Origin of the sequence: Psychrobacter sp. SWN149, assembly GCF_015864565.1 — a bacterium.
Lineage (GTDB): Bacteria > Pseudomonadota > Gammaproteobacteria > Pseudomonadales > Moraxellaceae > Psychrobacter.
Map to the genome: position 1 here is coordinate 66,039 of NZ_JADYWX010000009.1, position 20,883 is coordinate 86,921.

A 20,883-nucleotide genomic window follows, 5' to 3' on the forward strand; every position below is an offset into this window, starting at 1 on the left:
ATTGAGTTTCCCGTATATTAGGGCAGCTTCATGTCACCTGCGACCAACCAGCCCATACGGCGCATGATATAGGCAACCAATCCTGCAATCAGCGCAGGTAACACAAACATTAATAAGATAATCGCCGTCCATAGCTGACCTGTGCTCATGATTTCTTGTGATGCTTCAATGACCCCAAATACACCGACCAAACCAGCCGTACCCATGCCCGCACCTGTCGCCGTACAAGCTAACCCAAACCCGACAGTCGCGATAGGGCCAACAATCGCGCTAGCAATAACGGCAGGCAATAGAACAATCGGCTTTTTTAGTACATTGGGGATTTGTAGCATGCTAGTGCCTAATCCCTGAGATATCACCCCACTCACGCCATTGTCCTTGAAACTGGCAACCGCAAAGCCAATCATATGCGCGGCACAGCCAACCACTGCTGCCCCGCCAGCCAACCCACCAAGTCCAATCGCAATACAAATGGCGGCACTCGACGTTGGAAGGGTCAATAAAATACCAACTACCACAGCAATGACAATACCCATTAATAGTGGCTGTAATTCAGTCGCTGCATGAATACCCTGTCCGATAGCAGCGACCCCTGCCACAATAGGTGGATTCAGTAACGCACAGACCAATAGCGCAACGCCGCATACCAGTAGCGGCACGAGTAAAATATCAAGCTTAGTCTTGCCAGCAATCCAAGTGCCAGCGCGATAAGCGAATACAGATGTCAAATATGCCCCTATCGGGTTACCCGGCAGTGCTACAAAGGTTGCAGGTCCACCCACTTGTGGGGTGAAAAGCGTCCCTGCCATTAATGCCTCGGAATGCGCGCCAAGCATACCTGCCACTAGACAACTGAGCATGACTAACGTTGGCGCTTTTAGGTAGTAAGCAATACCTACGCCGATACCTGCGCCCATTAATATGGAGGCAAGCTTACCGACAGCGACCAATGCGGGCAAATCGAACCAGCCACCGATTTGCGAGATTATCAGTCCAGCAATCAGCGTGACAAACAAGCCTAACGCCATACCAGTAAATGCATCGATAAAATACTTCTGAAAGAATGCTTTAATAATACCTATTTGCGGTGTTACTGAGTTAGATACGGTCATAACCATACTCTTCGTGAATATTTTGATGGGACAAAACAATTAGAAAGCTTGTTGACAAAATAAAGCGATAAAAAAAGCGTCATGACGACGCTTTTTTTATTGATAAATACCACAACTGCAAACTGCTGACTCTAACGGCGCTGCTCAACGATGATAGAATCAATACCATTGTTTTGTAGACGTTGCTGTGCGGTCGTCACTGCTTGACGGTTATTCAGTGGACGAGAGATGACCTGATAGATAGGTAAGCCATTGCCCGTCGTGTTTTTGACCACACGAGCATCAACGCCTGCCATCAGTACTTGCGCACGGCGACGATCTGCCTCGTCTGCATCACTAAAGCTATTGATCTGCAAAATATAGGTCGCCGCAGGTTTGGCTGCTTGAACACTCGCCGTCCCTGCGCCTGCATTATTATTGCGGGTTGTCGCGTTACTGGTGCTAGCAGGTGGCGTGCCGTCGTATGTCGCATCTTCTTCAACGACAACGATATCGTCGCCCGCAGCATTACCACTGCCCGACTCACCCGCCGCGCTTTCAGAGCCACCCGTACCTTCTGTAACGCTGGTGCCTGCCGCATCAGGCTGTGTCACCACAACGTCTGGCTCAAACGCGCCGATATCACCTATTCGATCATTATCAATGTCAGCGATGTCTTCATCAGGAATCGTTGCCATCTCTTGATTGGGTAAAATATCGTAGAACTCATAATCGCCATTATCGGTATCGGTATCCACACGTGGCTGCACTTGACGATCAGGATCATTGTCGGCGCTACCATCAGCAGGGCTGAAATTGAATAATGGTGAGAGGTAGATAAATACCCCAATCATAAGGGTCAATACGGCCCCAACAAACATCCACAATAAGCCTGATACGCTACTGGATTTGCGCTTTTCGGTTGCACCTTTAGGTTTTTTGGCTAGCATGGATCTCGTTCTCCCTACTGAATTTAACTGTCATCATCGAATTACTGCTATCAGCTGTCTATACTCATTCTATATGTTAAATGGCTACTACATGCTAGACGGTGCAGACAAACCTAGCAGACCAAGCCCATTTGCCAGTACTTGCCTAGTGGCTTTAGACAAGCGTAGACGGGCTTGCATTAAGTCCAGCTCGTCAGCACTTGGCGTGTCACCAGAGGTCAAACTCATCGGCAAAATCCGATTGCTGTCATACCAGCCGTGGAACAATGCCGCTAGCTCTTTTAGGTAGTTGGTCAAGACATGTGGCTCATAACCGGTCGCTGCACGTAACAGTGTCGCAGGATAGCCTGCCAACAGTTTAATCAGCTCATCTTCATTTGGTGCAATGAGCAGGTTTTGATGTGCCAAACCAACGGCATCATCTACTGTTAAGTCATAGGTTGCCAGTTTTTCTAGCACGCGGCAAACACGCGCATGCGCATATTGAATGTAATACACTTGATTGTCTTTGCTCTGTGATTTGGCAAGCTCTAAATCAAAGTCCACATGCACTTCAGGCTTACGTGCCACATAATAGAATCTCGCAGCATCATTGCCGACTTCTGCTCGCAGCTCACGCAGAGTCACAAACTGTCCAGAACGCGATGACATTTGTACTTTTTCAGAACCGCGCCATAGTGCTACAAACTGTACGAGCACCACGTCTAAGCGTTCGGCATCAATACCCAGTGCGGTTAACGCTGCTTTTACACGTGGGACATAACCATGATGGTCGGCGCCCCACACGTTAATGACTTTATCAAAGCCGCGATCGAATTTATTTTTATGATAGGCAATGTCAGAAGCAAAATACGTTGACTGACCATTGGCACGGCGTACAACACGGTCTTTTTCATCACCAAAATCAGTTGATTTAAACCAGATATTGCCATCTTTTTCGTATAAGTAGCCCTTTTCGTCCAATATCTGTAGGACAGGCGCAATCTCGCTCTCGATAGAGCGCTCGCTAAACCAGCACTCATAGCTCACGCCAAAGTCATTTAAGTCGTCTTTGATGTCCGCCAAAATACTGCTCAATGCAGCATTTAAAAACAGCTCATAGCCATTGCCAAGCAACGCTTTACTATTGGCAATTAGCCCATCAATATGCGCTTCTTTATCACCAGAGACCAGCGTTTTTTCGCCGTCAGCATTGATTTCAAACTGAGCATCTTCTGGCACATCTTTTGCGATATCTGCAAAGCTGTGCACATAGCTATCGCCATGTTGTGACTTGACCGTTTGGGCGATATCGCTGACATAGTCGCCTTGATAAGCATTGACCGGAAAGGTCACTTGTTCGCCATTGGCTTCTAAATAACGCAGATACGTACTGGTCGCTAAAATATCCATTTGACGGCCCGCGTCATTGACATAATACTCACGCGTGACATCGTAGCCGATTGCTTCTAGTAAGTTGGCCACGCTCATGCCAAACGCCGCACCGCGCCCATGACCGACGTGCAAGCTCGACGTTGGGTTGGCAGAGACGAACTCAACTTGGACTTTTTGACCATCAAACTGATTACTCAAACCAAAACGATCTTGTAAGGTGAAAATATCGTCTAATACCGAAAACTTGGCTTCTGCATTTAAAAACACATTGATAAATCCTGGCCCTGCGATTTCTACTTGGCGAATATCTTGGTTCTCAGGCAGTGCGCTGACGATTTTTTCGGCAAGCTGTCGTGGATTGGCTTTGGCCGCTTTCGCCGCAGTCAAGGCGATGTTGCTGGCAAAATCGCCGTGGCTTAGATCTTTGGTACGAGTGATTTGGCTGTTATTCTGCCAATCGCTTGGTAGCGTGCCATCTGCTTGTAAGGTTTTAATCGCATCATTGAATAGTGATGCAAGCGTATCAATTTGGGCTTGTGACATAAGGATTTGAACTCAATTAAATAAACAACAAAACGGTATGAATGCGAGCAGTCGATAACGGCTGATGATAATCGCAACCGACATTGTAGGGATAGAAGGGTGTAAAAAGATAAGTAACCTGTAAATATAACAATCTTTGCACGTTATTGCACTATTTGCGCCAAAATTAGCACTAAAATCTTATCGTTATGGCAATTCGTCTTAGCAGCTAGGGCGTGTCTTCAATTCACTCGATAGTCATCTCAATGGGCTAAAAATGGCTAAGTCTTGCCAAACATCGTCAAATATCTGGTTAATATCCCGATATTATCTGCGCTATTTTCCTTGTTTGACGGCAATTTATCTCATTTTTATTACCATTTTTGAATTGAAGACACGCCCTAGAACAAGGAAAAGCCTTATTGACGCCTTTTTTTGAATACATAAACCTAAGACGATGTTAACCCTCAAGCATTAGCGATTTGATTGTCTTGTCAATTGTAGCGTTACTGTTGCCTCGTACTGGGCAGTAGTTTATACATGCGTACTTCCGCGTTATAATCACCGTTTGTATGACGCTTCTAAATATAGAAGATGCGTGACTACTACATAGGATTATGCCATGTTTGCGATTGCTGCCAGTACCGTCACCAGTTGGGGACTATATGTCTTGTTGCCTATTTTTATCACTTTTCTGTTCTTTATCGTATGGGATATCTCTAAAAAATCTGAAGCTGGGCGCGCTGGTACCTTTTGGATATTTTTAGCGCTGGGTGCAGGGTTTGTGGGCTTTCTACTAAAAATATTACTAGAAGTAGCGTTTAAAAGATGGCTGATATAGTTAATCTTTTATAAATTACATTGAAACGACTATATAAAGCCTATGGCTATTTATCACTTGTGCGATTGCCTTCAATGACTTCGCTCACATAAGTGGGTAAGTCCCATGCGCCACCCGCAAAGCCTTTGCACATGCCTGTACTAGCATCTGCCATTTTTGCAAAGGTGGTACCATTCCACACCCATGTTTTGCTGTTCCAGCAGTCGCCAATGCCTCTATCTTTATGATTGGCCGAAATCTCACCTTCAAAATAATCATTGCCTGCGGTGGTAATTAGCTGAGGGTTACGAGGTTTTGCATTGTCTATAAGCCAATATCCGCTAGCTGCGTTGTAAGCACCCATCCAGCAGCTATGGACAGCTAAAGTATGAGTGGCATCAATAGGGATAAAGTCCCAACCAGAACTGTTGCCAGCATATTTTGCAAAGTTTATAGAAGTCTCACTTTTAGGATTTATAAGCTCACAGTTCCCCGTCGTATTTTCAGATCCTACAAACTGCTCATCATCAATATTTATCCATCTGTTTATATTGGCCTGAAAGTACGCCTGTTTTGCTGCAGATAATGTCTTATTGTCTTTTTCTGAATACGAAAATGCTTTTTTGATAATTGGCTTTGGCTTGGCAGATTTGGGTGTTTGCTTGTGCATGCTGTTTTTACTGACCAATGCGATCGGTGTGCCCACTCTTCCTTGTACCTCATCCAGCTTTAGCAGCACAGCGCCCATACCCTTGTCGCTGACCGTCCAACTGTCGCTACTTGCTTTTATCTCTATTTTAGTATTCAAGCGAGCACTATTGATCAAGCTGTTAGTTTGCTTAGCTGTTAAATCGTATAGACCGCCGTCCGAACTTGGTTGCAGGCGGCCATAGTTTTTACCATTTAGCCAAAGCGTAACGTTGTTTTGGCTTTTCTCTGAAGCCTCTGGTAAAAGCTGAACCAGACCCGTGGGCAAAGCCTTTTTGGGTATAGCAGTCATTAAAATAGTGGCTGGCGTATCCCACTGCTCCTCACCTGCATATCCTGCTGCTCGGCAGGTCAGCGTGTTGTCGCAAACCACTTGCCAATCATCTTTGACAAAACCCCAGCCTTCAAAGGGATCGCCATACGCATCTGATGCCACAGCGGGTAGCGAAAACAAACCAATCGTCATCAAAGCCATTACTGTTTTCATAATCTCTCACCCTTGTTTGATTGCAGCTGGTATCGACTGATATCTGTTATGACTGTCATTTATTTTGGCGACTGTTTATGCTGACTGATGGTATCTCTACTACCCTGAAAAGCTATTTTTTGGCAATCAGTGTTGCGCGCATGGGAGCAGGATAGCCTTCCATGGTCTTAGTCGAGTCATCAGGATCCAAGAAGTCTGCTAGCGAATGATAGGTCATCCATTCCGTTTTGCGCTGCTCTTCCGTCGAGGTGACCGCTACATCGACGCAGCGCACCTCTGAGAATCCAGCTTTTTCTAGCCAACCAATTAATGCTGCCACTGACGGTAAGAAATACACATTATTCATCTGCGCATAGCGGTCGTGTGGTACCAGTACGGTATTGGCATCGCCTTCAATCACCAACGTCTCAAGTACCAATTCACCGCCTTTGACCAACTGACCTCTGAGCTGCTGCAGATGCTCAAAAGGCGACTGGCGATGATAAAGCACGCCCATGCTAAATACGGTATCAAACAACTGGCTGTGCTCAGGCAGTGCTTCTAGCGGTACAGGAATATAATGCGTGCGATAACGGCCCCTGTCATGGGTATGAGCATGAGCATCTGCCGCACCAACAAAATGACGAATCGCCATAAACTGATGATAAAACAAACATGACGGATCAATAATAATAACCGTATCCGCGCCAGCACCTGCCATGCGCCAGCCGTGATAACCAGAGCCACCGCCCACATCCAATACGCGGCGACCGTCCAATCTACTTAAATGCGGCGCAACACGTTTCCATTTCCAATCACTATGCCACTCGGTATCGATCTTAATACCTGACTCATCATCGCCGATTTGACCGCCAATCTGAAATGGCCCTTTGCGCCATGGCATCAACTGCTTTAATAGTGCTGTTGTTTGTTTGCGCTGAGACTCATTTAGATCTGCCTCAATCGTCAATGTATTACTGTTTAGATCGACATTATTGACGGTCAAGTTTGGCAAACGAGCGACTGACGCTTGATAGGCAGGTGCATGTGCATAATTGGCTTTGTCTTTGATCGCATTTAGCCAAGTGGGTAATTGCTTAAGCCACTCATAAGCGATCGGCTGCTGTTGCGCCAGCTCTAGCAAGGTTAAATACAGTTCGCGTTCGGCGTTGATAATAGTGTCGTTGAGCATAAAAGCAGGATACCGTGTTGATTGAGAAATAACTGTGTTAAAAGTAAGGATTATTTAAACGCCACAATAGAAACAAAGTTCAAAAACTGAAACCACGTCAGATGACGTTTGAAACCAACTTGCGCCAAACGTGCATGATGCTCATCTAAGGTATCAGTAATAAGGACATTCTCTAATGCATTGCGTTTGCCGCTGATTTCCATTTCGGTGTAGCCATTGGCACGTTTAAAGTCATAATAACGCTCAACCAACCATGCATCATACTGCTCATCAAACGCGTGGGTTTTTTCGGTTAATACCAATATACCGCCTTCACTTAATGCCGCATAAATCTTTTCTAGTACCGCGACTCTATCGGCCGCTGGCAAAAACTGTAGCGTCAAATTCAAAATCACCATATCGCATGGCTCAAGCGTCACATCGCGAATGTCTGCAGTAATTACTTCGATATCGTGCTCAGGATAGTTCTCACTCAGTAACGTGGTCGCCTCTGTCGTCATCGCCGGTGAGATATCAATCGCCTTAATCTGCAAGTCCTGCGGGTCAAATTCGCCTGCCAACGTCATACTCGCGGCGCCAAGCGAGCAGCCCAAATCATAAATGCGGCTAACGCGTTGTCCATTATCATCTTGCTGGCGATACTTACAGTGACGACGAGCAAATATGGGTAGCATGGCCAGCACTTGACCATAACCGGGCACACTACGGCGTATCATATCTGGGAAACAAGCCACTACTTGCTCATCAAAAGAAAAGCGCGACGCTTTATCCAGCGGTGTGGTAAACGGTTTGTCAAATAGGGTGTCATGTTTGGTAGTAGGCTTGGATTGGCTCATGGGGTGGCTCGTTTTTGGATAATAGAACTTAAATTAGGAAATATGTGGTGGTTTTTGCTTGGTAGTTTCGCTCGTCATTATTGATTGCAAACCAAGAAACGTAGCAAAAGCCCATTATAACATTACTGTTTGTTACTTATCGTGTTTGGCTCACCTGCTAAGCTGAATAAATAGGGCTGAAGGTAGTGAGGCGTTTAAAAGAAGCATTGAAAAACGAACACATTACTACCAAATATAGCCCTTAACTCATATCTATAATAATAGGAAAAATTATGCAAACCATTATCTTAGGCGGCGGTTGCTTCTGGTGCACCGAATCCGTGTTTTTATCCGTTAAAGGCGTACAATCTGTCGTCTCAGGCTACATGGGCGGTGACGCTGTCTCTGCCAATTACGAAGATGTCTGTAGCGGAACGACAGGGCACATCGAAGTGATTAAAGTCGAGTTTGATGACTCTATCGTACCGCTCGAAGTGATTTTAGATGCCTTCTTTGTCACTCATGACCCCACCACCAAAGACCGTCAAGGCAATGATGTGGGCAGTCAATACCGTAGTGTGGTGTTCTACACTGACGAAGATCAAAAACCAACGGTTGACCGTACCATCAATAAACTACGCGACATGGGCGTGAACGTAGTCACAGAAGTACATCCTGCCATTGATTTTTATAAAGCAGAAGAGACTCATCAAGACTTCTTTAATAAAAATCCAGGACAAGGGTATTGCAACTTTGCCATACCGCCAAAGCTTATCAAATTGCGCAAAGAGTTCAGTCAATATATGGTGGATTAAACACTGAAAGCCATCTTATACGTTTTAAAAGCCAAGGGTTTATACGCTTGGCTTTTTTATTGCGTTTAGCGGTATGATGGTGACCAATGATCTATGACAGTGATATGTTAGGAATAATCTATGAACCCCAAATTTTGGCAATCACGCTGGCAAGAAGGTCGCATTGGTTTTAACCAATCTGCCGTCAATCTGTTGCTCATAAAGTGTTGGCCAGATTTGCAGCTGCCAGCTGGCAGTCGTGTCTTTGTCCCTTTGTGTGGTAAATCTATTGATATACAATGGCTAGCAGCGCAAGGCTACGATGTGATTGGTGTTGAACTGATTGAATCAGCAGTACAAGCATTTTTTGCTGAACAAAATATTGTACCTACCGTACATGAGCACATCACTACTTCTACTTTCAAATATTATCAAGGCCAGTTATCAGGTCAAACTATTACCTTATGGGTCGCTGATATCTTTGCGCTAACGGCTGAAGATATCGGTGATATCGATGCCGTCTATGATAAAGCGGCATTGATTGCGCTGCCTGCGGATATGCGGGTAGCGTATAGCGAGCAGATACATAAAATTAGTGGCGATGCTCCGCAATTATTAATCACGCTCAATTATGACCAAAGTAAAAAAAACGGACCACCCTTCTCTATCAGTGATGAGCAAGTACAGCAGTATTATGGCGAGCATTATCAAATCAGCAAACTCGCGAGTGAGCCTACTTCGATAGGATCAATACCTGATTTAACGGTCACAGAGCATGTTTGGCTGTTAAACCCTAACTAAAATGCTGAGAACATAGGCACAGCGATTGAGCAGTTATTAAAGAATAACGGAGCGTTCTAATGAAAGTTTTAGTAAGTATGATAAGTTTAATCGCGTTTTTGCTGGTTGCACTGGCAGGCCCTCTTTATAAATATGGTATTGTCGAATTGGGCACTGCATTTGCTGGATTCAAATTTGGTGTTTATACCGGTATTGCAGCACTGGTACTGTTTGCGCTACAAGTGATACTCAAGCGTAAAACCATCACAATTGGCAGTGCGGTCATAGCCGTCGTGTGTTCTGCGATTGCTATCATTGTTCCTATTAGCATGATGAGCAAAGCCAAAGACGTACCGCCTATCCATGACATTTCAACCGATTTAGTCAACCCGCCATCATTTGTCGCCATCGCTCCCCTACGCGCTGATGCGCCAAACCCAGTAGAATACGCTGGCATCGAGGTCGCAGAACAGCAACGTGAGGCTTATCCAGAGCTGAAAACGCTTACTTACTCTCAATCACAGCCTGAGCTGGTCAAGGCGACCGAACAAGCCATTAATAATTTGGGTTGGGAGCTTGTAAACACTGATGCTGACAAAGGCATTATCGAAGCGACGGATACAACTGTTTGGTTTGGCTTTAAAGATGATGTGGTGGTTCGTGTGACTGACAATGGCAGCGAACGCTTGGTCGATATCCGCAGCAAATCACGCGTTGGTGGTAGCGATTTGGGTAAAAATGCGGCGCGTATTCATGCGTTGATGGATGAGTTGGATGGGGTTTTGAATAAATAATGAACTTTATATAATCAGTTCATTACAGACAAAGCATAGCCTATTTATTGTACTGAGAGTTCACAAGGGCATGCATGTCTAAGCATTGCACAGACATCACATTGTCCAACCCAATCTCAACCTCACGCATATATCAACCTAGAGTAATGATTTATAGTCTGAGCCCTGCGATATCTTTTCTTTGTACCAAATATTGGGTACTCTAAAGCTTGACCACCGTATTGAATGCTTGATTTATTTTTTTGCACCAGTATTTTTAACACTTATAGGATATTCCCATGCGTATGACGCCATTTTCTACTTTATCCCTGCTTAGCCTAGCAGTTGGATTCAGCCTTGCCAGCACCGCTCAAGCCGCTCAGCCCCCAGCACCTGACTTATCTAATAGTGAGCTACAACAGTGCCTAGATGGATTAAAGAACTCTAGCAAGTTTCGCGATGTTGACAGCTTTACCTTTAATAACTATCGCCCAAGTCAGCCTGATCCTAGCGTGATTCAGTCGCTCAATTATCAGCCAGAGTTTCAAAAAGACGTTTGGGACTACCTATCATCACTGGTCGATAAAGAGCGCGTCGAAGACGGTGTCCGCGCCAAGCGTCAATGGGGCGACACGCTACGCCAAATCGAATCGCGTTACGGCGTAAAGGCTGAACACGTCTTAGGGGTATGGGGCGTTGAGTCTAACTTTGGTCAGACCTTGGGCAAAAAGCCTTTGTTTGAGTCTTTAGCGACACTGTCTTGTTTTGATCGTCGTCAGAGTTACTTCCAAGGCGAATACGCCAATGCACTCAAAATCGTTCAAAATGGTGATATCGCGCCAAATGACATGACAGGCTCTTGGGCAGGCGCTTTTGGTCAAACGCAGTTTATGCCAAGTACCTTCTTGGAGCTAGCCGTTGATTTCGATGGCGACGGCCGCCGTGATTTGGTCAATAGCGTGCCTGATGCGCTTGCCTCTACTGCCAATTTTTTGGACAACCGTGGCTATCGTACTGGCGAGCCTTGGGGCTATGAAGTCAAACTGCCTGATGGGTTTTGGGCAGCCTCTGACCGTAAAAACAAAAAGTCGATGAGTTATTGGAGTAATCAAGGTCTAACCCTTGCAAATGGAGGCTCGCTGCCTTCTGATTTGAGCAGCGCAGGGTTATTACTACCTGCAGGTATCGAAGGCCCTGCATTTTTGGTCGGAAAAAACTTTGATACGTTCTACTCGTATAATGCCTCAGAAAATTATGCACTGGCCATCGCTCATTTATCAGACCTAATCACCCGCGAAGACAGTAGCAAAACTGACTTTGTCACGGCATGGCCAACAGATGACCCTGGTATCAGCCGCCAGCAATCTAAAGAAATTCAGCAAGCATTATTAAATGCCGGTTATGATATTGGTGGAGTCGATGGCATCATCGGCGACAATACCCGTACTGCTATCCAGCAGTACCAATCTAGCAAAGGTATATTCCCCGCTGATGGTCGTGCAGGGCAAAAATTCTATCGTGCAATCGTTGGAAATGCAGCGCCAAATCAAACTCAATATGGCCAGCCTGCAAATAGCCAACCGTTAAACCCTGCCTCTGCCGACCGTATGGGACAGCTAATCCAGCGACAGACAACGACCCCTAATACCTACTCGGCGCAACCCACTATTCAACCATCAACGTCTGGCAATACACGCTATCGCCGTGTGACTGATGCTAATGGAAACATAAAGCTCGTCCGTATCGATGAAGGTTCATAGGGTTAACTAATCTTATCTTTAGCATATAAAAAGGCCACGCTAATCATAGCGTGGCCTTTTTATATTTTGATTTATGCGATAAATCATATGGACTGTCAAAGGCTAGAGTAACCCCTTAAACGATAGGTGGTGGATTTGGCTTGCCATTGTCACCATCCCAGTTTTCGCGGGCTTTATCATCTAAGTCAGCAGCCGTTTTCGGTTCCCACTTACCGTTTTCTTTCCACGTCGCATCACCCCAATCTTCACTCTCAGCTTTACTATCCAAATCTTTGTATGCTTGGCTAGGATCGATACCGCGGCGTTTCATATCTGCCACTTGCTCTTCTAATGTATGAAACTGCTCAGAATCATGCATGGTTTTCTCTAAGCCATTAAGTTCTGTTAGTAGTGCATCATTTTTAGCATTGCTCATGGTGTGCTCTCCTTCATTAATGAATGTCATTATACTTTTTATAGGAATACTTTTTATACGCTCATATTTTGTCTGTTTTCTGTCGATCATTTACTAACCCATATTATTACGGGTCTTGAATCGATTCACAACCGCTGACACGTATGCTTTGTATTACAAAACGTAGCCTTGACTTAGATATCATGGTCTATAGCAGATCGTCCATTAACTGATTGGAGAGATGGTAATAGATACTGAGGGTTATTCTCGGGGTGGAGACGTACTGAGTTTGGATAAGTTTTTTGCATAGAATGTCAATTTCCATAGCTCTTGTGAGACCCGCGTGCCATAGGTCATGAGCTGTATCCAGTTGGCACTCACCAGCTGGCGCTGTAAACTGTTCATATCGGATTGAGAGATTTGGCAACGGGCAACCGCATGGACATTGGGCATGTCTTTTTTAATGTCTGTTTCTGCTTTTTCAGTGATCAAACGATTAACCGTATTTTGCAGTCCATAACTGGAAAAAGTGGAAGGAATTTTCATGAGTGCATCTAGTATTTCTTGCCAAGATAGGGTCATTGCTCGAGTCACATCGGTCAAGTTGCCACCTTCATACGCTTGGGCGCTATACTGAATGTCAAAGGATTTCAGCAATGCAATTGGTTGACTGACATTATCTGACGCGAAACTCTCATCGTCACCACTGTCTTTGTCTGCTTTTATGTCAGTAGGCGCAGAATCCAGCGCTTTTTCAATAATGGATTTTCTGCTGAGCTTAATGAGCTCTTCGTCGGCTCTCACCCAGCCGCCCATCACTTTATGATTGGCCACTGCTTTGTAGTAAGCCTGCACCATCAACGGCTCAATGTCATCTTCTGTATCATAGTAATATATTTGGTTTTCTTGCCTAGTGACTGACTTGATGAACTCTTGTAGCTGACGGCTAAGGCCTGATTCTTGATAGTGATTTTTAACTAAGATAAATAAGGGTTTGGTCTTTGCTTTGGCATTCAGATAACTTAAATGCATCTGACTCACGCCGTTTTTTTGGACAGTTCCATAACTGTCTCCAATAATCATCACAGCATAGTCACAAGCGTCGATACATTGACGACCGTATAGTGAGGCTTTTGACAATTTGCTAGAGACATCATAAGTCAAAAATGCACGTGCCTGAAAAAATATCGCCAAGCTGTCTAAAACCAACAACTGATCGTTGTCAGCGCATATGACATGAATATGATAGCGGCGATTTGGCACAATTACCTCTAGGTTTGACTTATGACATAGAAAAGTATGAAACGGAGTACAAGTGTATCGTTTTGCACAGCCTAGCACACTATCAACCAGATGCACTCAGTTTATTTTGGCTAGACAAATACGACGATACAGGCATCTATATCAGTACATTTGGGAATGATTATTCAGAATAGTAGTGCAATGACGTCTCTTCGCCAAGCAAGCGCTCAACTAACGCGCCTAGTTTATCACTATACTTGGTCGCATGAAAAGTTAATGGCAATCTAATCTTATTACCCGTCTGACACTTTTCGTCATGGGTTCCCTCTGCATCATTTAAGGGGGCTGATAGCTGATTCAATATCAGCAGCTGTTTGACTCGTTCAGCAATGGCCTGCCCAGAATCAACGATTTGTATGGGTAATTGCTTTTGGATAATTTCATTTAATAAGAATGTCTTAAAGAAAGGATAATGCGTACAGCCCAGTACCAACTGATCCACACCCTCATCTACAAACACTTGTAGCTGATGGCGTAGGTTTTGAGCCGTGTCATCATCTTCTGACATACCTGACTCAACCCAAGGTACCAGTTTGGGATCAAAGTATTTAGCCACCACCGTACCATTAGGATTGGCTACATTGACGATGACATCATTCAACAGTGACCCATTCAACGTCGCCTTAGTCGCAAGGACTGCTACATGGCCGCTTTTGCTAGCCAGTACCGCAGGCTTTAGTGCGGGTACAAGACCGACAATAGGCAGCTGTGGATAGCATCTCCTTGCTGTCTCCAAGCCATAGGCTGACGCGCTATTGCATGCGATGATAACCATCTTACAACCTTGCTGATATAGCCACTCTACGGCTTTGAGCGTCAGGGTCTCGATATCCTTACTATCCCGATCACCATAAGGCACATTTAGGGTATCTGCATAATACACATAACACTCATTGGGGAGCTGCTGCGCTAAATGTAGATAAACGGACAAGCCGCCGATACCCGAATCAAACAAGCCAATGGGGGCATTGCGGTCTTTGTCAGTTACTATCGTATTACGACCAAGTCTATCCATTGAATTAGCGTCAACAGAATCCTTGCTAAAGATATCTAAACTTGCTTTCATTTTCTTTATCGTATGAGTTGCGGTCATATCCATCTTTATTGTGCCGCCATGTTATATATATAAACCATCAATTTTCTCAAACCATTCATCCATCAAGCCTTTAATCGCTACAGTCAAAATTTTACCGCTTAAACAGGTGAATACTATTGATATAGTTGATTCAGTTTAAAAGAGGTACAAGGTAACCGAGCGCAGATGTATATGTAATACTTCAAGTGAGGTTAACGCTGTAACTTTTTTATAGAGGATTGACTATAGTACAAGGACTCAAAGACCGCCAATTTTAGTCTTCAGTGAGCTGGCATTGACAAAGTATAAGACTGCCCGCCACTCTGTAGCGTCAGTATGGTCATGCCATTATCTTCTGTCAATTCACCAATTTCTGCCAAATGATAGAAAGTATTGCGGCCGATAAGCGCATCCAACCCATTTCTAACGGGCATATAAGGGCGTACTTGCGCTTCAGTGGCCGTATCTTGTGCACCTTCACTGGCACTGATGTTTTCTATACTATCCTGATTTTCTGGCTCATACGCTTTTAATGTAATGGGATGCTCATCATCCAAGCGCACCACGTCGCCTGTGTTCGTTGTGAACTCCAACCAACTTACATCATTCTCTTTTACGATACCGACATCATTAATCAAGAGCGGCGCATCTTCTACTTGAATACGAATTTTTTGTACGGGTGTTTTTAAAAAGTATTCAGTCGCGCCATTATTGTCTTCTTTCCATAAGATAGTCGCAAACAAGCTGACTAATGACTCACGGGTCATGTGCCCGCCTTCATGCCACCATTCCCCATTTGCCTTGATGGTCAAATCCATGTCAGCTATCTCTTTAGGATGCCATTTTTCAAGTGGTGGAATCGCGCGACCTTCACGTGTCCCAGCAGTAGACTTTAGATACTGGCTCAATGCATCTACATTAGTTAAGCTAGAAGGCATATCCATCATAGGCTCAGCCGTATTTTTATTAATTTTATTTACCTTACTATTGTTGTTACTCATCACTCAATCCTTTATTTATTATTCAAAGTTTGGCAAATCTATTATTACTATAAATTTTAGTTTCGGGTATGATAAAACCCTATCGCCTAAACACCCTTATTGCCTTGATATTACCTTAGCACCTATACTCATAAATGCGTATCGTGTTTGTAGGACTTTTCTTTTATAATGAGTAACGATTTTTTATTGAAATGGTCAAGCGGGTGTTTTATTGATGACGCATGTTATGTGTTGATATCTTTGAATAAATTATCCTCAGCAGTAACGTATCAACCAATACCGTAAAGACAGTTTTATCGGGCAGCCATATGTCTGAGCGACATTAGCACCGCAAGTCTATTATTCGGTTGTTAAGCTAATGATGCCCTGAGATAAGCCACTAAAAGTTTAGGAGTAGGTATGCAAGAGCAAGACAATCAAACGCCAGTCACTGATGGCAACCCTGTGACAACTGACGCCACAACAGCGACAGAGACATCAAAACCAGTTGCCGCTACGCCAGTCGTAGAGCCAGTAGCCGCAGAGCCTGAGATCGAACGAGAGTCAATGGAGTTCGATGTCATTATCGTTGGTGGCGGACCTGCCGGTCTATCTACTGCCATTCGTCTGCGCCAGCTGGCTATTGAAGCGGGCAATGATGAGTTTATGGTTTGTGTGGTCGAAAAAGGCTCTGAGTTCGGTGCCCATACTTTATCAGGTGCTGTCATCGAGCCACGTGCCCTCAATGAGCTGATTCCAGATTGGAAAGAAAAAGGCGCACCACTTAACGTGCCAGCGACTGAAGATCGTTTTTATTACCTAAACTCTGCTACTCGATCGACCAAAGTACCTGACTCATTAATTCCGGGGCCGATGCACAATGAAGGCAACTATATTGTCTCATTAGGCAATGTCGTTCGCTGGTTGGCCGTACAGGCAGAAGAGTTAGAAGTCATGATGTTCCCAGGCTTCCCTGCAGATGACATTTTGTACAATGACGATGGTTCAGTACGAGGTGTGTTGACGGGTGATATGGGTGTGGCTGCCAATGGCGAGGCCAAGCCTAGCTTTGAGCCGGGTTATGAGCTGGTTGCCAAGTACACTGTTTTTGCCGAAGGCAGCCGTGGTCATTTGGGTAAACGTCTCATCAGCCGTTTTGATCTCGATAAAGACTCTGATCCGCAGCATTATGGTATCGGTCTAAAAGAGCTGTGGGATGTCGATCCTGCGAAGCATGAGCAAGGCGTGGTCATGCACGGTCTCGGTTGGCCATTAACCGAAACTGGCTCAACAGGTGGCTGGTGGTTGTACTTTGATGAAAACAACCAAGTCAGCTTTGGTCTGGTGGCCGACTTGTCTTACCACAACCCATATGTCTCGCCATTTGATGAAATGCAGCGTCTAAAAACACACCCTGTTATCAAAAATGTTTTAGAAGGCGGTAAGCGCATTTCTTACGGCGCACGTGCCTTGACCAAAGGTGGTCTAAACTCACTGCCAAAATTCACCTTCCCAGGTGGCGTATTGGTGGGTGATGATGCTGGTTTCTTGAACCCTGCAAAAATCAAAGGCACACATACTTCGATGAAGTCAGGCATGCTCGCAGCCGAAGCTATCTTTGAGGCGCTACAAGCCGGTCGTCAGCACGATGAAGTCATTGCCTATAGCACCAGGTACAAAGAATCATGGCTATATCAAGACAACTATGAGTCGCGCAACTTCTCGCCTGCGATACATCGCATGGGGCTGTTCATGGGCGGTGCTTTCACCTTTATCGAGCACAACTTGTTAAAAGGTAAAATGCCATTTACCCTACATGACAATATCCCAGATTACGATCAGCTAGAGCGTGCCAACCATGCTTATCAGCCAACGTATCTCAAGCCCGATGGTAAGCTGGTCTTTGATAAACTGTCATCAGTGTTTATCTCTAACACCAACCATGCAGAAGATCAGCCAACGCATTTGAAGCTCACTGATCCAACCGTGCCTATCTCAATCAACTTGCCACTATATGCTGAGCCTGCGCGTTTGTATTGCCCAGCAGGTGTCTATGAAGTGGTCAAAGACGCTGAAGGTGCCAAGTTTGTCATCAATGCGCAAAACTGTGTACATTGTAAAACCTGTGATATCAAAGATCCGTCACAAAACATCACTTGGGTAACGCCAGAAGGTGGCGGTGGCCCTAACTATCCAAACATGTAAGCCACGATTTGGATAAATAGAAGTCAATAAAAAACCGCTCTTAATAATAAGGGCGGTTTTTTTGTACCGATACCTTTATTTGTTAAATAAATATGCTTCATATTTTACATGCTACAAAATATATTAAATGATGGTTCAGTGGTATAAAACAGAGGTTTGTCGTATCGTTTTAGTGCATCTGATACTTTAAATATCATCCACCAAACCACCTATCGGTATTTTCTCTGAAATGAATATGCAATGGTTTTCAATGAAATTTGTTGACTAGTACTCAGATAAATCCTATATTCACTTATGCCGTTTTATAATTTGTAATCAGTACAATGATTTAAAGCGTTGAAAGCGCAAAGTTTCTTGTTAGGAAGACAAGAGCATAAAAAGACATAGGATAGTCATGCCTACCTTCCTCGATAGACACTGTTTTTACCATTCAACACCTTTTATCTATGTGCGCAGCATGCTGCCAAAACACACATTTATCGTTAGCAAAAACGACAGATAAATAGATCATGACACATCATCGTTTTCACCATATAAAGCAGTACCTATTTATTTTTTATGCTGTTCGTTAGTGATAAGAAATAATCGCTGTTCTTTTTATATTGTTGGTATTTTTTGGGTAAGACAAAAGGAGTTGTCCCATGGAAAATCATAACGATCCATCCGGTTATTGGCGTGCCAATATCCGTCTCATTAGAGGCTGCTTAATCGTATGGGCGCTATGCTCGTACGGCTTTGCTATCTTATTACGTCCCCTCTTGGCTGGCATCAAGATCGGTGGTACCGACTTGGGTTTTTGGTTTGCCCAACAAGGATCCATCGGAGTGTTTATTATTCTGATTTTCTTTTACGCATGGCGTATGAATAAGTTAGATAAACAATATGGCGTAGACGAGGAATAGCCCCATGAGTCAATTTGTAGTTAATCTTATATTTGTGGGTCTATCCTTCGCTCTGTATTTCGGTATCGCGATTTGGGCCCGTGCTGGTTCGACCAGTGAGTTTTATGTTGCAGGCGGCGGTGTCCATCCAGTCGTTAACGGTATGGCAACCGCTGCTGACTGGATGAGTGCAGCGTCATTTATCTCAATGGCAGGTCTTATTGCTGCTGGTGGTTATGGCGCTTCTACCTATTTGATGGGTTGGACAGGCGGTTATGTTCTACTAGCGATGCTCTTAGCCCCTTACTTACGTAAATTTGGTAAGTTCACCGTTCCTGACTTTATCGGTGATCGCTTTTATTCCAAGACAGCAGCTATGATTGCTGTGGTCTGTTTGATTACCGCATCGACCACTTACGTTATCGGTCAGATGACCGGTGCTGGTGTTGCATTCTCGCGTTTCTTAGAAGTTGAGAGTACCACTGGTCTGATTATCGCTGCAGTCGTTGTATTCTTTTATGCAGTACTCGGCGGTATGAAAGGGATTACTTACACGCAGGTTGCACAGTATGTCGTTCTAATGATTGCTTATACCATTCCTGCTGTTTTCATCTCACTTGAATTAACGGGCAACCCTATTCCAGGCCTTGGTTTGTTCTCAAATCATGTTGAATCAGGTGTTCCTATCTTGACCAAGCTGAATCAAGTGGTTACTGACTTAGGTTTTGCATCCTATACGGCTGATGTGCCTAACAAGCTAAACATGGTGCTATTCACCTTGACGCTCATGATCGGTACTGCAGGTTTACCACACGTTATCATTCGCTTTTTTACGGTTCCTAAAGTGGCTGATGCGCGCTGGACCGCAGGTTGGACACTGGTATTTATCTCGCTACTGTACTTCACAGCGCCTGCTGTGGGTGCGATGGCACGCTTAAACTTAGTAGATACTATCTATCCACAAGGTGTCGAAAATCAGCCTATTCTCAATGATGAGCGTCCTGACTGGATGAAAACATGGGAAGAAACTGGTCTGATTAAGTATAACGATCTCAATAATGATGGTCGTATCCAGTTGTATAGCGACAGTGGACTTGGTGCCGCTCAAATAGCCCTTAATACGGCTGAAGCTGACGGTGGCGATGTTGCTACTGCAACTGCAGCGGTAGAAAAAGCTCGCATTGCACATGATGCAGAGCTTGATGGTCGTTTTGCTGATGCCGGATGGGCAGGTAACGAGCTTGATGTAAACGCTGATATCTTAGTACTTGCTAACCCAGAAATCGCGAATCTGCCATCATGGGTGATTGGTCTTATCGCAGCAGGTGGTCTGGCAGCAGCTCTATCAACAGCAGCTGGACTACTCCTTGCTATTTCATCAGCGATTAGTCATGACTTAATCAAACGTAACCTAAACCCAAATATCACTGATAAACAAGAGCTAAAATATGCTCGTATTACGATGGGTGTGGCGATTGTCGTTGCGACCTACTTAGGTATTAACCCACCAGGGTTTGCTGCACAGGTTGTTGCCTTAGCCTTCGGTATTGCAGCCTCTTCATTATTCCCTGTGCTGATGATGGGTATTTTCTCTAAGCGTATCAACAATCTTGGTGCTATTGCAGGGATGTTGACTGGTTTAATCGTCGTTCTTGTCTATATCTTTATGTTCAAAGGTTGGTTCTTTATCAGTGGTACTGCTAACTTCCCTGATACCGAAGAGTACTGGTTATTTGGTATCTCACCACTATCATTTGGTGCAATTGGTGCGCTACTTAACTTCATCGTAGCATTTGCTGTCTCTTATGCTACTGCGCCACCACCAGCACATATCCAAGAGTTGGTTGAAAGCGTACGTTCTCCACGTGGCGCTGGCGGTGCAGTCGACCACTAAGCTTGCAACTGAGGATATATCTTCTGTTAATATATCACTCACAGGCAGTCACTGCTTGTGAGTGATTTTTTTATCTGGTCGCTATAATAACGATATTTTAGATTCTT

The 20,883-nt window shown here is 44.5% G+C and carries 18 protein-coding genes; 8 read left to right on the top strand and 10 right to left on the bottom strand.

Features of this window, described 5'->3' with window-relative positions:
- Positions 1 to 17: 17 nt before the first annotated feature.
- The 3 genes from I6E86_RS13150 to argS all read right to left on the bottom strand — a co-directional run bounded on the left by I6E86_RS13150 (position 18) and on the right by argS (position 3,958).
- Positions 18 to 1,112 carry a PTS transporter subunit IIC gene (locus I6E86_RS13150; RefSeq protein WP_227680660.1) on the bottom strand — a complete coding sequence of 365 codons (1,095 nt, stop codon included), beginning with the start codon at positions 1,110 to 1,112 and terminating at the stop codon, positions 18 to 20.
- 131 nt (positions 1,113 to 1,243) lie between these two features.
- Positions 1,244 to 2,041 carry an SPOR domain-containing protein gene (locus tag I6E86_RS13155; protein WP_197177840.1) on the bottom strand — a complete coding sequence of 266 codons (798 nt, stop codon included), beginning with the start codon at positions 2,039 to 2,041 and terminating at the stop codon, positions 1,244 to 1,246.
- A gap of 87 nt (positions 2,042 to 2,128) precedes the next feature.
- Positions 2,129 to 3,958, bottom strand: coding sequence for an arginine--tRNA ligase (gene argS, locus I6E86_RS13160; protein WP_197177841.1), 1,830 nt, complete (start codon positions 3,956 to 3,958; stop codon positions 2,129 to 2,131).
- A gap of 601 nt (positions 3,959 to 4,559) precedes the next feature.
- Between argS and I6E86_RS13165 the strand changes: the two genes are divergently transcribed.
- Positions 4,560 to 4,778: a DUF2788 domain-containing protein gene (locus I6E86_RS13165; protein WP_194365234.1), complete on the top strand. Its 219-nt coding sequence runs from the start codon at positions 4,560 to 4,562 to the stop codon at positions 4,776 to 4,778.
- A 46-nt stretch (positions 4,779 to 4,824) separates the two neighbouring features.
- Here the strand turns inward: I6E86_RS13165 and I6E86_RS13170 are convergent, their stop codons facing one another.
- The 3 genes from I6E86_RS13170 to cmoA form a co-directional block, all read right to left on the bottom strand.
- Positions 4,825 to 5,952 (bottom strand): DUF1176 domain-containing protein, encoded by a 1,128-nt coding sequence (locus I6E86_RS13170; protein ID WP_197177842.1) that lies wholly within the window; start codon positions 5,950 to 5,952, stop codon positions 4,825 to 4,827.
- Positions 5,953 to 6,064: 112 nt separating this feature from the next.
- A complete protein-coding gene (cmoB, locus tag I6E86_RS13175) occupies positions 6,065 to 7,123 on the bottom strand; it encodes a tRNA 5-methoxyuridine(34)/uridine 5-oxyacetic acid(34) synthase CmoB (protein WP_197177843.1) in 1,059 nt (352 codons plus the stop codon).
- A 50-nt stretch (positions 7,124 to 7,173) separates the two neighbouring features.
- On the bottom strand, positions 7,174 to 7,959 hold the full coding sequence (gene cmoA / locus I6E86_RS13180; RefSeq protein WP_197177844.1) for a carboxy-S-adenosyl-L-methionine synthase CmoA: 786 nt from the start codon (positions 7,957 to 7,959) through the stop codon (positions 7,174 to 7,176).
- Positions 7,960 to 8,231: 272 nt separating this feature from the next.
- Between cmoA and msrA the strand changes: the two genes are divergently transcribed.
- From msrA to I6E86_RS13200, 4 genes are all read left to right on the top strand, one after another.
- Complete coding sequence (gene msrA / locus I6E86_RS13185) at positions 8,232 to 8,753, top strand: peptide-methionine (S)-S-oxide reductase MsrA (RefSeq protein WP_197177845.1); 522 nt, start codon at positions 8,232 to 8,234, stop codon at positions 8,751 to 8,753.
- A gap of 120 nt (positions 8,754 to 8,873) precedes the next feature.
- Complete coding sequence (gene tmpT / locus I6E86_RS13190) at positions 8,874 to 9,533, top strand: thiopurine S-methyltransferase (protein WP_197177846.1); 660 nt, start codon at positions 8,874 to 8,876, stop codon at positions 9,531 to 9,533.
- A gap of 77 nt (positions 9,534 to 9,610) precedes the next feature.
- On the top strand, positions 9,611 to 10,306 hold the full coding sequence (locus tag I6E86_RS13195) for a DUF1499 domain-containing protein (RefSeq protein ID WP_265090697.1): 696 nt from the start codon (positions 9,611 to 9,613) through the stop codon (positions 10,304 to 10,306).
- Positions 10,307 to 10,584: 278 nt separating this feature from the next.
- On the top strand, positions 10,585 to 12,045 hold the full coding sequence (locus I6E86_RS13200) for a lytic murein transglycosylase (RefSeq protein WP_197177848.1): 1,461 nt from the start codon (positions 10,585 to 10,587) through the stop codon (positions 12,043 to 12,045).
- Positions 12,046 to 12,160: 115 nt separating this feature from the next.
- On the opposite strand, the gene I6E86_RS13205 is transcribed toward I6E86_RS13200, so the two are convergent.
- The 4 genes from I6E86_RS13205 to I6E86_RS13220 all read right to left on the bottom strand — a co-directional run bounded on the left by I6E86_RS13205 (position 12,161) and on the right by I6E86_RS13220 (position 15,817).
- On the bottom strand, positions 12,161 to 12,460 hold the full coding sequence (locus I6E86_RS13205; RefSeq protein WP_194365227.1) for a hypothetical protein: 300 nt from the start codon (positions 12,458 to 12,460) through the stop codon (positions 12,161 to 12,163).
- Between the two features lie 240 nt (positions 12,461 to 12,700).
- Positions 12,701 to 13,702: a DUF4062 domain-containing protein gene (locus tag I6E86_RS13210; protein ID WP_197177849.1), complete on the bottom strand. Its 1,002-nt coding sequence runs from the start codon at positions 13,700 to 13,702 to the stop codon at positions 12,701 to 12,703.
- A gap of 160 nt (positions 13,703 to 13,862) precedes the next feature.
- Positions 13,863 to 14,756, bottom strand: coding sequence for a glutamate racemase (gene murI / locus I6E86_RS13215; protein WP_227680664.1), 894 nt, complete (start codon positions 14,754 to 14,756; stop codon positions 13,863 to 13,865).
- A 341-nt stretch (positions 14,757 to 15,097) separates the two neighbouring features.
- A complete protein-coding gene (locus I6E86_RS13220; protein WP_197177851.1) occupies positions 15,098 to 15,817 on the bottom strand; it encodes a DUF1285 domain-containing protein in 720 nt (239 codons plus the stop codon).
- 546 nt (positions 15,818 to 16,363) lie between these two features.
- Between I6E86_RS13220 and I6E86_RS13225 the strand changes: the two genes are divergently transcribed.
- The 3 genes from I6E86_RS13225 (at position 16,364) to I6E86_RS13235 (ending at position 20,776) form a co-directional block, all read left to right on the top strand.
- Positions 16,364 to 18,001 (top strand): electron transfer flavoprotein-ubiquinone oxidoreductase, encoded by a 1,638-nt coding sequence (locus tag I6E86_RS13225; protein ID WP_197177863.1) that lies wholly within the window; start codon positions 16,364 to 16,366, stop codon positions 17,999 to 18,001.
- 641 nt (positions 18,002 to 18,642) lie between these two features.
- A complete protein-coding gene (locus tag I6E86_RS13230) occupies positions 18,643 to 18,903 on the top strand; it encodes a DUF4212 domain-containing protein (RefSeq protein ID WP_194365223.1) in 261 nt (86 codons plus the stop codon).
- A 4-nt stretch (positions 18,904 to 18,907) separates the two neighbouring features.
- Positions 18,908 to 20,776, top strand: coding sequence for a sodium:solute symporter family protein (locus I6E86_RS13235; RefSeq protein ID WP_194365222.1), 1,869 nt, complete (start codon positions 18,908 to 18,910; stop codon positions 20,774 to 20,776).
- The last annotated feature ends 107 nt before the right edge of the window (positions 20,777 to 20,883 follow it).

Bases quoted from the DNA above. Each gene is read 5' to 3' on its own strand.
- argS (WP_197177841.1), bottom strand. From the start codon at position 3,958: ATGTCACAAGCCCAAATTGATACGCTTGCATCACTATTCAATGATGCG.
- I6E86_RS13165 (WP_194365234.1), top strand. From the start codon at position 4,560: ATGTTTGCGATTGCTGCCAGTACCGTCACCAGTTGGGGACTATATGTC.
- msrA (WP_197177845.1), top strand. From the start codon at position 8,232: ATGCAAACCATTATCTTAGGCGGCGGTTGCTTCTGGTGCACCGAATCC.
- I6E86_RS13220 (WP_197177851.1), bottom strand. From the start codon at position 15,817: ATGAGTAACAACAATAGTAAGGTAAATAAAATTAATAAAAATACGGCT.
- I6E86_RS13235 (WP_194365222.1), top strand. From the start codon at position 18,908: ATGAGTCAATTTGTAGTTAATCTTATATTTGTGGGTCTATCCTTCGCT.
- I6E86_RS13230 (WP_194365223.1), top strand. From the start codon at position 18,643: ATGGAAAATCATAACGATCCATCCGGTTATTGGCGTGCCAATATCCGT.
- I6E86_RS13200 (WP_197177848.1), top strand. From the start codon at position 10,585: ATGCGTATGACGCCATTTTCTACTTTATCCCTGCTTAGCCTAGCAGTT.
- I6E86_RS13170 (WP_197177842.1), bottom strand. From the start codon at position 5,952: ATGAAAACAGTAATGGCTTTGATGACGATTGGTTTGTTTTCGCTACCC.
- I6E86_RS13155 (WP_197177840.1), bottom strand. From the start codon at position 2,041: ATGCTAGCCAAAAAACCTAAAGGTGCAACCGAAAAGCGCAAATCCAGT.
- cmoA (WP_197177844.1), bottom strand. From the start codon at position 7,959: ATGAGCCAATCCAAGCCTACTACCAAACATGACACCCTATTTGACAAA.
- tmpT (WP_197177846.1), top strand. From the start codon at position 8,874: ATGAACCCCAAATTTTGGCAATCACGCTGGCAAGAAGGTCGCATTGGT.
- I6E86_RS13205 (WP_194365227.1), bottom strand. From the start codon at position 12,460: ATGAGCAATGCTAAAAATGATGCACTACTAACAGAACTTAATGGCTTA.
- I6E86_RS13225 (WP_197177863.1), top strand. From the start codon at position 16,364: ATGGAGTTCGATGTCATTATCGTTGGTGGCGGACCTGCCGGTCTATCT.
- I6E86_RS13195 (WP_265090697.1), top strand. From the start codon at position 9,611: ATGATAAGTTTAATCGCGTTTTTGCTGGTTGCACTGGCAGGCCCTCTT.
- murI (WP_227680664.1), bottom strand. From the start codon at position 14,756: ATGGATAGACTTGGTCGTAATACGATAGTAACTGACAAAGACCGCAAT.
- cmoB (WP_197177843.1), bottom strand. From the start codon at position 7,123: ATGCTCAACGACACTATTATCAACGCCGAACGCGAACTGTATTTAACC.
- I6E86_RS13150 (WP_227680660.1), bottom strand. From the start codon at position 1,112: ATGACCGTATCTAACTCAGTAACACCGCAAATAGGTATTATTAAAGCA.